This is a genomic window from Mesorhizobium sp. LCM 4577, assembly GCF_001854795.2.
In the GTDB taxonomy this organism is placed as follows: domain Bacteria; phylum Pseudomonadota; class Alphaproteobacteria; order Rhizobiales; family Rhizobiaceae; genus Mesorhizobium; species Mesorhizobium plurifarium.
Genome location: NZ_MDDU01000013.1, coordinates 491,509 through 500,846 on the forward strand (window position 1 = coordinate 491,509; position 9,338 = coordinate 500,846).

The following is a 9,338-nucleotide window of genomic DNA, read 5'->3' on the forward strand; positions in this document are numbered from 1 at the left end:
AGCGAGGTTCTCAAATGGCTGACTGGTCCGCCGCCCAATATCTGAAGTTCGAGGATGAGCGCACGCGGCCCGCGCGGGACCTGGTGGCGCAGGTGCCGGTCGATTTTCCGCGTCGCGTCGTCGACATCGGCTGTGGCCCGGGCAACTCCACCGAGCTTCTGGTCGAGCGCTGGCCGGATGCTCAGGTCAGCGGCTTCGACACCTCGCCGGACATGATCGAGAAGGCGAGGGCGCGGCTGCCCAACGTCAATTTCGAGCTGGCGGATGCCGCCGGATGGCAGCCCGAGCATCCCGTCGACGTCATCTTCGCCAATGCCGTCTTCCAGTGGCTGCCGGAGCATCCGGCGGTGTTCCAACGGCTGATGGGACTTCTGGCGCCGGGCGGTGCGTTGGCTGTCCAGATGCCCGACAATCTCGGCGAAGCCTCRCACCAGCTGATGCGCGAGACAGCGACGGAAGTGCCGTTCGCGGCCAAGCTCAAGGGCGCCGCGCGCGCCCCGCTGCCGCCGGTGTCCTTCTATTACGATCTGTTGTCGCCGCTCGCCGACCGGCTCGACATATGGCACACCATCTACAACCATCCGCTGGCCGATGCCGAAGCGATCGTCGAATGGGTCAAGTCGACCGGGTTGAAGCCGTTCCTCGATCCGCTCGATCCGGGTGAGAAGAAGTTGTTTCTGGACAGCTACACGGCCAAGATCGCCAAGGCCTATCCGAAGACCGCGAGCGGCAAGGTGCTGCTGCGCTTTCCACGGATATTCATCGTCGCTAAGCGCGCCTGAGCATCCACCACCTGAATGCCAGCGGCGGTTGTCGAATTAAGCTGGAATAAACCCGGCAAATGCGACAAGTGTAGCGCCTCGCCTCGGCACGACTTGCTTCCCCTCGGACGGATAGGACATGCATCGCGTCATCATCAGCGGCATCGGCGCCGAAATCCCTGAACCCGTCATCACCAATGAAGAGCTGGTCGCAAGCTTCAACAGCTGGGTGGACGCGGAGAATGCGCGCCGCGCCGAAACCGGCGAGCCGCTGCTGCAAAAATCGGACAGCGACTTCATCGTGCATGCCTCGGGCGTGAAGAGCCGCCATGTCATCGAGCGCGAGGGCATCCTCGACCCGACCCGCATGGCGCCGCGCATTCCGGCGCGGCCGGACGACGCGCTGTCGCTGGAGGCGGAGTTCGGCATCGCCTCGGCCAGGAAGGCCCTTGCCCATGCAGGCGTCGACGGGTCGGACATCGATCTGGTGATCTGCTCGGCCTCGCATCATCAGCGGCCCTATCCGGCCATTGCCATCGAGATGCAGGAGGCCTTGGGGACCAAGGGCGCTGGCTTCGACATGGGGCTCGGCTGCTCCTCCGCCGCGGCGGCGCTGCATGTCGCGGTCAACCTGGTGAGGGCAGGGGCGCACAAGCGCATCCTGGTGTCGACGCCGGAGATCATCACCGGGCATCTCAACTTCCGCGACCGGCAGACGCATTTCATCTTCGGCGACGCCTCGGTCGCCATGGTCGTCGAGGGGCTGGCGCAGGGCGAAAAGCGGCCCGGGCGGTTCGAGGTGCTTGACACGCGCACCTGGACGCAGATGTCGAACAACATCCGCACCAATCTCGGCTACCACACGCGCACCGCCCAGAACGATCCCTACATGATCAACCTGGAAGGCAACCTCATCAAGCAGGTCGGCAACAAGGTGTTCAAGGAAGTCACCGTCGCCGGGCAGAAATTCATTGTCGAGTTCCTGGCCGAGCATGGCCTGACGCCGGAGGGCATCCGCCGCTTCTGGCTACATCAGGCCAATGCGCGCATGAATGCGATGATCTTGAAACTGTCCTTCGGCCACGATGTCGACCATGACCGCGCGCCGATGGTGCTGGAGCGGCTCGGCAACACCGCCGGCGCCGGCGCGATCGTGGCGCTGTCGGAGAACCATGCCGACATGAAGGCCGGCGATTTCGGCCTGATCTGCGCCTTCGGCGCCGGTTATTCGATCGGCGGCGCGCTGCTCAGGATGCTGTGAAGCACGTCCTGCAGCGTCAAGCTGGTGCGAAGGGCACCAGCATCGGCACGCGCCTGGCGTAATCGTCATAGGCCGGGCCGAGCTCGCCGCGCAGGAAACTCTCTTCCAGCCTGGCCTTGATGACGACGCCGACGAGCAGCAGCGCCGCGCCTGCGATACCCCATATCGTGCCTTTGACGGCCGCTGTGGCCAGCACCGACAGCATCAGTCCGGTATAGATCGGGTGGCGCACCAGGCCATAGGGGCCGGTATCGACCACGCGGTGATCGGCTTTGGCGGTGACGTTGGCGGACCACAAGCGGCCGAGATGCAGGCGCGCCCACCACGCGAAGGCGATGCCGATGGCGATAAGCGCAACGCAAATCCAGGCCTCGGTGAGCGTCGGCGTCCAGAGTCGCAGCCTGCCGACATAGCCGTGTGCCGGCACGAACATCAGCACGGTGCCGGCCACCCAAAAGACGCGGTAGCGCGCCTCCGACTTGATATCTGCGCGCTTTTGCGCGGGATCTGCCCAGGCAGCGGCGAGAAGCCAGGATACCACCCAGAACAGCCAGAGCGCCGCGACAGTGTGTCCAACCTGCATGATCGAGCCTCCTCCCCATTGCGCGCGATCGTCTATGCGGCCGGCGCGGCAGCATTGCGGCTTGCCGCGGCCGACGAAAGGGACTTGCGGTAAGAAGATCGTGATCGCTATCAAACGGTGTGATCGGATCATCAGCGCTTTCGACTGGACCGTATTCGTTGGCACCTTTAGACCAGCGGCATGCAGGAAACGAACCTTGAGCTTTTCCCCGTGGCGGAACCGGCGGCCGACATCGTGCCGGGCCGCAAGCTGACGGCAAAGGCGGCGGCGCTCTATGCCGCCCCGCACGATCATTTCGAGACGCAGGCAGTCGAGGAACTGAAGCTCGGCTTCGACGGTATCGCAGGCGACTTCCATGCAGGCGCAACGCGGCGTTCCGGCGGGCGCGAGCCCTGGTATCCGCGCGGCACCGAGATGCGCAATGAACGGCAATTGTCGCTGGTCGCGGCGGACGAGCTCGAGACCGTCGCCCAACGCATGGGGCTCAAGGAGATCAAGCCGGAGTGGATCGGCGCCAATCTTGTGATCGAAGGCGTGCCGCATCTGTCGATGCTGCCGGCCGGTTCGCTCCTGTTCTTCAAGGGTGGCGTGACGCTCAAGGTCGACGGCCAGAACAAGCCGTGCCGCGTTGCCGGACAGTCGATCGCCGAGCATGTCGGCGCTGCGGATCTCAACGCCACGGCGCTGCTTTTCCCGAAGGAGGCGAAGCGGCTGCGCGGCCTTGTCGCCTGGGTCGAGAAGCCGGGCGTCATTCGCGCCGGCGAAGAGATTTCCGTGCGGGTGCCCGAGCAGTGGATCTATCGGACCTGACGCCTATTCGTCCTCGTCGTCTTCCTCGAGCAGGCGCGTGGCCCGCCATCGGGTCAGCACTACATTGGTCTGCTCGATGACGAAGAAGCGTGCCGAATCCCGGTCATAGCCTTCGGCGAGCAGTTTTTCGTAGTCGGTGTGGGCATGGCGGACATGGGCGATGGTCGCCAGCCACACCGCGATCGTCGGCGGCAGGGTCTTCATGTGCACCGAACCGGCGTCGGCGCGGATCTTTTCCATGTCGGCATAGGGCGCGAGGGGAAGAAGCGCAGTCAGCGCCTTGGCGATGGCGCGGCGTCGGCCAGTGGGGGCGCTCATTTCTCGCCGCGCCCGGCAATGGTCGCTTCGGGGAAGGCATCCGTGGAAGCATAATAAGGCTTGATGTCGATGATCGGTGTGCCGTCCAGCACATCGATGGCGTCGATCCCGATCCGGCCGGCCTCGACGTCGAGGCCGACAAGCTTCGCCGCATGCAGGCCGACAGGGTTCGGCCGGGCAGGGGAGCGTAGCGAGAAAACGCCTTTCGGTTCAGCCGCATGGCGCGGTTTCTGCACAATCAGATTCCGCGGCGCGTGATGGAGCCAGGACAGGATGACGATGTGGCTGGCGCGTTCCAGGTCCTGCAGCCCCGGACGATAGGGCTCATCGATCAGAACCGTCGCGGCCCGCCCGGTTTCGCGGGCTGTGCGCATGTTCTTGGGGCAATCCCCGCGACTGGCCCACGGCGAAACGATGCGGCCGATGAAGACGACATGGCCGTCCGGCCGCAACTTTGCCGGATCGGCTGCAAGAAGCGTTTCACCTTCGCGCGTCTCGAACATCCTCACCATCCCGCTGAAGAACCGTCTGCCAGGCGCGGATCACGGCTGCGCCATTTTCTTGTCCGGAAGCGACATAGCACTTGCCAGGGTTTCAAAATCGACATAAACATATCTTTATATCTTTCAACGAGAACCCGCTCATGCATGTCTCGCTCGACACAATGGTAGATACATTGAAGGCGGCTGCCGAATCCAGCCGGCTCCGCATCCTGGTGCTGCTTTCGCGCGGTGATCTTACCGTTTCCGACCTCACGGAAATCCTTGGGCAATCGCAGCCGCGGGTCTCTCGCCATTTGAAACTTTTGCTCGATGCCGGGCTGATCGGCCGCTACCAAGAGGGGTCCTGGGCCTTCTTCAGGCTGACAGACATCGATAATTCGCGCGATTTCGTGCAGCGCCTGGTGTCGGGCATAAGCGAGGCCGATCCGCAGGTGGTGCGCGATCTCGAGCGGCTGGCGGCGGTGAAGCGCAAAAGGCAGGACCGGGCCGCCGAGTATTTCTCCGAGAATGCCGCGAGCTGGGATCATATCCGCTCGTTGCATGTGCCGGACAGGGCGGTGGAAGCCGCGCTCATAAGGCTCGTCGGCAAGCGGCCGTTTCAGTCGATGCTCGACCTCGGCACCGGCACGGGCAGGCTGCTCGAGATCTTCGCGCCGCTCTACCGGCGCGGCGTCGGCATCGACATGTCACGCGAGATGCTGAGCGTGGCGCGCGCCAATCTCGACAAGGCCGGCATCGCCAATGCGCAGGTGCGCCAGGGCGACATTTTCTCGCCGCCGGTCGAGCGCAACGCCTTCGATCTCGTCACCATCCACCAGGTGCTGCACTATCTCGACGACCCCGCCCGCGCCATCGCCGAAGCGGCGCGGCTGCTCAGGCCATCGGGCCGGCTGATCGTCGTCGACTTCGCGCCGCATAATCTCGAATTCCTGCGCGACCAGCACGCCCATATGCGGCTCGGCTTCTCCGACCGGCAGATGTCGGACTGGTTCTCGGAGGCCGGGCTCGACCTCGAGGACAGCCAGGAGTTCGAGCCGCGTGGCGGCAACGAGGCAAGGCTCACCGTCAAGCTCTGGCTCGGCCGCGACCGCCGCCTGCTGATTGCCGATCCGTCCAACGACCCGCTACCTGCCAAGACATACCCAATGGGGGAAACCGCCTGATGAACCAGTTCCGCTTTTCCCGCCGCCCCGATATTGGCGACAAGGTCCGGGTCTCGTTCGAATTCTTCCCGCCGAAGACCGATGAGATGGAAGCAAGGCTCTGGGACACGGTCACAAGGCTGGAGCCGCTCAAGCCGAAATTCGTCTCGGTGACCTATGGCGCCGGCGGCTCGACCCGCGAGCGCACGGCGCGCACGGTCAAGCGCATCCTCAACGAGACGTCGCTGACGCCGGCGGCGCATATGACCTGCGTCGACGCCGCGCGCGATCAGGTCGACACGGTCATCCGCGAGTTCGCCGACATGGGGGTCAAGCGCTTCGTCGCATTGCGCGGCGATCCGGCGGCCGGCGTCGGCACGAGCTATCGCCCGCATCCCGACGGCTATGCCAACGGCGCCGAACTGGTCGGGGCGCTGAAGAGCGTCGGCGATTTCGACATCTCGGTCTCGGCCTATCCGGAAAAGCATCCTGAAAGCCCGGATTTCGCCACCGACATCGACATGCTGAAGCGCAAGGTCGACAATGGCGCGACGCGGGCGATCACCCAGTTCTTCTTCGACAACGATCTCTTTGAGCGCTATGTCGAGCGGGCGCGACGCGCCGGCATCTATATCCCGATCGTGCCGGGCATCCTGCCGGTGCATAATTTCACCCAGGTCGCCAATTTCTCGTCGCGCTGCGGCGCGCTGGTGCCGGCATGGCTCGCCGAACGTTTCGAAGGGCTGGAGAACGACCCGCAGACGCATGCGCTGGTGGCCTCGGCCGTAGCGGCCGAGCAGGTGCTCGACCTTGTCGAACGCGGCGTCGGCGACTTCCATTTCTACACGATGAACCGCGCCGATCTCGTCTTTGCCGTCTGCCACATGATCGGCATCCGCTCGCATGAAGCAGAGGCGGCCGGTTCGGCTGCCGCATAAGGCGGGCTGCAATGGAAAAGGCCGGGTAGAACCCGGCCTTCTCGAACTGTTGGACTATTCTCGGTGCTGGTCTTCCCGGCTTTGGCGGGTCAGGGAAGAACGCCTATGATAAGGGCACCGATGAATGCGAATGCGGCACAAATCATCAAAGCGTTGATCGGCCTCGTCAGTCCCATGTCATAGCCTCCTCTTCAGAGCTATGGCAGGAGTCTAGGGTCATTTGTGCCACAGGCAAGCGGAAAACGTGCTGCAATGCGACATGATTGTGGAATTTGCGACCTGGAATTTGCCGTTAGCCGTTGAAACTCTTCGGCAAAAGCCGGCTTCGCCGTTGTGAATAAATTGTGGCGGCGGTGTGGCATGACACCGCTACCATTTGCCGAACAACCGCCCGTCGATGGTGATCAGGCCTAAACCGATCAGCGTCATGCCGCCGATCTCGAACAGCGCCAGCCGTTCGCCGAGGAAGAGGAAGCCGAGCAGCACCGCGCTGACCGGCACGATCAGGGTGACCAGCGAGGCATTGGTGGCGCCGGCCGAGGCGACGAGGTTGAAATAGAGGATATAGGCAAAGGCGGTGGAGAGCAGCGCCAGCCCCAGCACCGCGGCCCAGACCGGTGGCGAGGCCGAGAACAAGCCCGCCGGCCCATAGGCAATGAGCACGATGGGGATCATGATGATGGTCGAGGCGGTCAACTGCCCGGTGGCGATGACCGGCGAGGGCACACCCTTGAAGCGGCGCGSGATCATCAAGGCGATCGCATACGACACCGAGGCGCCGATCAGCGCAAACTTGGCCCAGACCGGTCCGCCGAGACCGGCAACAAGGCCCGGGCCGATCATTACGGCTGTTCCCGCAACGCCGAGCGCGATGCCGGCCAGCTTGTTCCAGGAGAGCTTCTCGTCGGTCGTGAGCGCATTGGCCAGGACCAGCGTCCAGAACGGCGTCGTCGCATTGAGCACGGAGGCGACACCTGCCCCGAGCTGCGTCTGGCCGGCGAAGATCAGCGAGAAGGGCACGACATTGTTGGTGAGGGCCAGCAGGAAGAACATGCCGGCATGCGGGAAGGCGAGCCGGAACGACGGGCCGCGCACCGCCAGATAGAGCTGGAGCGCGATCGCGGCGATGGCGACGCGAAACAGCACCAGCGCCAGTGGATGGATCTCGGACACCGCAATGCGGGCAAAGAAGAACGAGCCGCCCCAGATCGCGCCGAGCAGGAGAAGCTGCGTCCAATCCTTGAGCGTCATCGGTCCGCGCGTCGGCACGGCGCCGGCCATAGTGGACATGTCCTGTTCCTCCCCGGGCCGATCGCAGCCCGTCAACATTTCACCAACCGATATCGAGTTCGGCGGCAAGGACCACCCGAAACCTGACTGCTGGTTTAGCGTTGGCAAAATGTGCGACCGGCCGCTCCGGGTCGCCAGACACAGAACTGTTTTCTTTGGCGGCTAGCTAGGATTAATTGTGCGCGCTCCAGACCTGAGGATTCGTCCATGCAGCGATTCGAAAATGCCCGTGATGCGGCACTGGCGCTTCGTCCCGACGATCCGGTCTATTGTTTCCGCCCGCAGGTGCTGAAGGCGGATGCCCTGCAGTTCATGGGCATGTTCCCAGGCAAGACCGCTTATGCGGTGAAAACCAACGGCGAGCAGATCGTGCTGAAGACGCTGGTGGAAGCCGGCGTCAGCACCTTCGACGTCGCTTCGCCCGGCGAGTTCGCGGCCGTGCGCGCGGTCTCGGCGGATGCCGAGATGCTCTACATGCATCCGGTCAAGGCGCAGTCGGACATCAAGCTGGCGCTGGAGAAATACGGCATCCGGGTAATCTCGCTCGACCATGAGGACGAGATCACCAAGCTGACGCGGGTGGTGCGGGCGCTCGACATCGACCCCGGCGCCATCACCGTCTTCGTGCGCATCCAGACCAAGGGCCACGCTGCTTACGAATTGTCGAAGAAGTTCGGCGCCGGGCCGGCCAATGCGGTCGAGCTTGCCGAACGCCTGAACCGCACCGGCTACAGGGTCGGCCTATGCTTCCATGTCGGCAGCCAGATCGAGGATCCCGACACCTATGAGCGGGCGCTGGCCTCGGCCGACTGGGTGCGTAACCGCCTGACCTTCGACATTGCGGGCTTGGATGTCGGCGGCGGCTTTCCCGCCGAATACGGCCACGATCCCAACCGCAAGCAGGTCGAGATGCCGTCGCTCGGCCAGCTTATGTCGCGGCTTGCCGGCGACCTGAAAGAGTATCAGTTCGACCAGATGCCGTTGGTCGCCGAGCCTGGCCGCGTGATCGTGGCGCGCTGCCTGTCGCTCATCGTGCGGGTGCTGTTGCGCAAGGGCAAGCGGCTCTACATCAATGACGGCATCTGGGCCTCGCTGTCGGATTCATGGACGGGCAAGATCACGCTGCCGGCCCGCTTCATCCCCGATCCCGCGATCCGCGCGCGCAATGGCGACGAGAAGACCATCGTGCCGTTCAAGGTCTGCGGCGCGACCTGCGATTCCGTCGACATCCTGTCCAGGCCGTTCTGGCTGCCGGAAACGGTCGACACCGGCGACTGGATCGAAATCGGCCATATCGGCGCCTACTCGCTGTCGCTCAGGACCCGCTTCAACGGCTTCTTCCCCGACACGTTCGTCGAGGTGACGACGCCGTTCGACGAAGGCGACGCGCCGCAGGGGTTCGCGAGCTTGGAGACGATGGCGGATTAGGCTCCACCTTCTCCCCTTGTGGGAGAAGGTGTCGCCGAAGGCGACGGATGAGGGGTGCTCCAGGGAAAGCCAACGTCTCACTCCGCTGGAACACCCCTCATCCGTCTCGGCGCTGCGCGCCGATCCACCTTCTCCCACAAGGAGGGCTTTGCACGGGAAGCGAAGTCGGGTTCGGTGTGTTAATAGAGCTTTTTAAAAGGGCAGCGGAACGGTTTTCGGCGGTCTTGTGGGGCATTTGGCGGTTCTGGCAGGCAGCCCCGGCGGATTGTAGGCGCACCTTTGCTCATGCCCACCTCCCGCGAAG

At 63.9% G+C, this 9,338-nt stretch carries 10 protein-coding genes; 6 read left to right on the forward strand and 4 right to left on the reverse strand.

All coding sequences use genetic code 11. The features are described from left to right. Nucleotides 1–14: 14 nt before the first annotated feature. Together tam and LCM4577_RS17535 are read left to right on the forward strand one after the other, a co-directional pair. Entirely contained in the window at nt 15–782 is a 768-nt protein-coding gene (gene tam, locus LCM4577_RS17530; RefSeq protein ID WP_071032091.1) for a trans-aconitate 2-methyltransferase, read from the forward strand. A 118-nt stretch (nt 783–900) separates the two neighbouring features. Next, a complete protein-coding gene (locus LCM4577_RS17535; RefSeq protein ID WP_071072490.1) occupies nt 901–2,022 on the forward strand; it encodes a beta-ketoacyl-ACP synthase III in 1,122 nt (373 codons plus the stop codon). Nucleotides 2,023–2,038: 16 nt separating this feature from the next. On the opposite strand, the gene LCM4577_RS17540 is transcribed toward LCM4577_RS17535, so the two are convergent. Next, complete coding sequence (locus LCM4577_RS17540) at nt 2,039–2,605, reverse strand: isoprenylcysteine carboxylmethyltransferase family protein (protein ID WP_071032132.1); 567 nt, start codon at nt 2,603–2,605, stop codon at nt 2,039–2,041. A gap of 180 nt (nt 2,606–2,785) precedes the next feature. On the opposite strand from LCM4577_RS17540, the gene LCM4577_RS17545 reads away from it, so the two are divergent. After that, nucleotides 2,786–3,415, forward strand: coding sequence for an MOSC domain-containing protein (locus tag LCM4577_RS17545; RefSeq protein WP_071072492.1), 630 nt, complete (start codon nt 2,786–2,788; stop codon nt 3,413–3,415). 3 nt (nt 3,416–3,418) lie between these two features. Here the strand turns inward: LCM4577_RS17545 and LCM4577_RS17550 are convergent, their stop codons facing one another. Beyond that, nucleotides 3,419–3,733 carry a DUF2293 domain-containing protein gene (locus LCM4577_RS17550; RefSeq protein WP_040988087.1) on the reverse strand — a complete coding sequence of 105 codons (315 nt, stop codon included), beginning with the start codon at nt 3,731–3,733 and terminating at the stop codon, nt 3,419–3,421. Continuing rightward, the gene (gene tsaA, locus LCM4577_RS17555) at nt 3,730–4,236 is read right to left on the reverse strand and encodes a tRNA (N6-threonylcarbamoyladenosine(37)-N6)-methyltransferase TrmO (protein WP_071032131.1); all 507 of its coding nucleotides are present in this window, start codon (nt 4,234–4,236) and stop codon (nt 3,730–3,732) included. The genes LCM4577_RS17550 and tsaA overlap by 4 nt, the downstream gene beginning before the upstream one ends. A gap of 140 nt (nt 4,237–4,376) precedes the next feature. On the opposite strand from tsaA, the gene LCM4577_RS17560 reads away from it, so the two are divergent. Both LCM4577_RS17560 and metF read left to right on the forward strand, forming a co-directional pair. Then, nucleotides 4,377–5,399, forward strand: coding sequence for a metalloregulator ArsR/SmtB family transcription factor (locus LCM4577_RS17560; protein ID WP_040988091.1), 1,023 nt, complete (start codon nt 4,377–4,379; stop codon nt 5,397–5,399). Further along, nucleotides 5,399–6,316 carry a methylenetetrahydrofolate reductase [NAD(P)H] gene (metF, locus tag LCM4577_RS17565; protein WP_071032088.1) on the forward strand — a complete coding sequence of 306 codons (918 nt, stop codon included), beginning with the start codon at nt 5,399–5,401 and terminating at the stop codon, nt 6,314–6,316. Before LCM4577_RS17560 ends, metF begins: the two co-directional genes overlap by 1 nt. A gap of 369 nt (nt 6,317–6,685) precedes the next feature. Here metF and LCM4577_RS17570 read toward each other — a convergent pair whose 3' ends face one another. Beyond that, nucleotides 6,686–7,606 (reverse strand): DMT family transporter, encoded by a 921-nt coding sequence (locus LCM4577_RS17570; protein WP_071072494.1) that lies wholly within the window; start codon nt 7,604–7,606, stop codon nt 6,686–6,688. A gap of 207 nt (nt 7,607–7,813) precedes the next feature. Here LCM4577_RS17570 and LCM4577_RS17575 point away from each other — a divergent pair, with 207 nt between their 5' ends. Then, nucleotides 7,814–9,034, forward strand: coding sequence for an alanine racemase (locus LCM4577_RS17575; protein WP_071072496.1), 1,221 nt, complete (start codon nt 7,814–7,816; stop codon nt 9,032–9,034). Nucleotides 9,035–9,338 lie beyond the last annotated feature (304 nt).

Bases quoted from the DNA above. Each gene is read 5' to 3' on its own strand.
- LCM4577_RS17535 (WP_071072490.1), top strand. From the start codon at position 901: ATGCATCGCGTCATCATCAGCGGCATCGGCGCCGAAATCCCTGAACCC.
- LCM4577_RS17540 (WP_071032132.1), bottom strand. From the start codon at position 2,605: ATGCAGGTTGGACACACTGTCGCGGCGCTCTGGCTGTTCTGGGTGGTA.
- LCM4577_RS17545 (WP_071072492.1), top strand. From the start codon at position 2,786: ATGCAGGAAACGAACCTTGAGCTTTTCCCCGTGGCGGAACCGGCGGCC.
- LCM4577_RS17550 (WP_040988087.1), bottom strand. From the start codon at position 3,733: ATGAGCGCCCCCACTGGCCGACGCCGCGCCATCGCCAAGGCGCTGACT.
- tsaA (WP_071032131.1), bottom strand. From the start codon at position 4,236: ATGTTCGAGACGCGCGAAGGTGAAACGCTTCTTGCAGCCGATCCGGCA.
- LCM4577_RS17560 (WP_040988091.1), top strand. From the start codon at position 4,377: ATGCATGTCTCGCTCGACACAATGGTAGATACATTGAAGGCGGCTGCC.
- metF (WP_071032088.1), top strand. From the start codon at position 5,399: ATGAACCAGTTCCGCTTTTCCCGCCGCCCCGATATTGGCGACAAGGTC.
- LCM4577_RS17575 (WP_071072496.1), top strand. From the start codon at position 7,814: ATGCAGCGATTCGAAAATGCCCGTGATGCGGCACTGGCGCTTCGTCCC.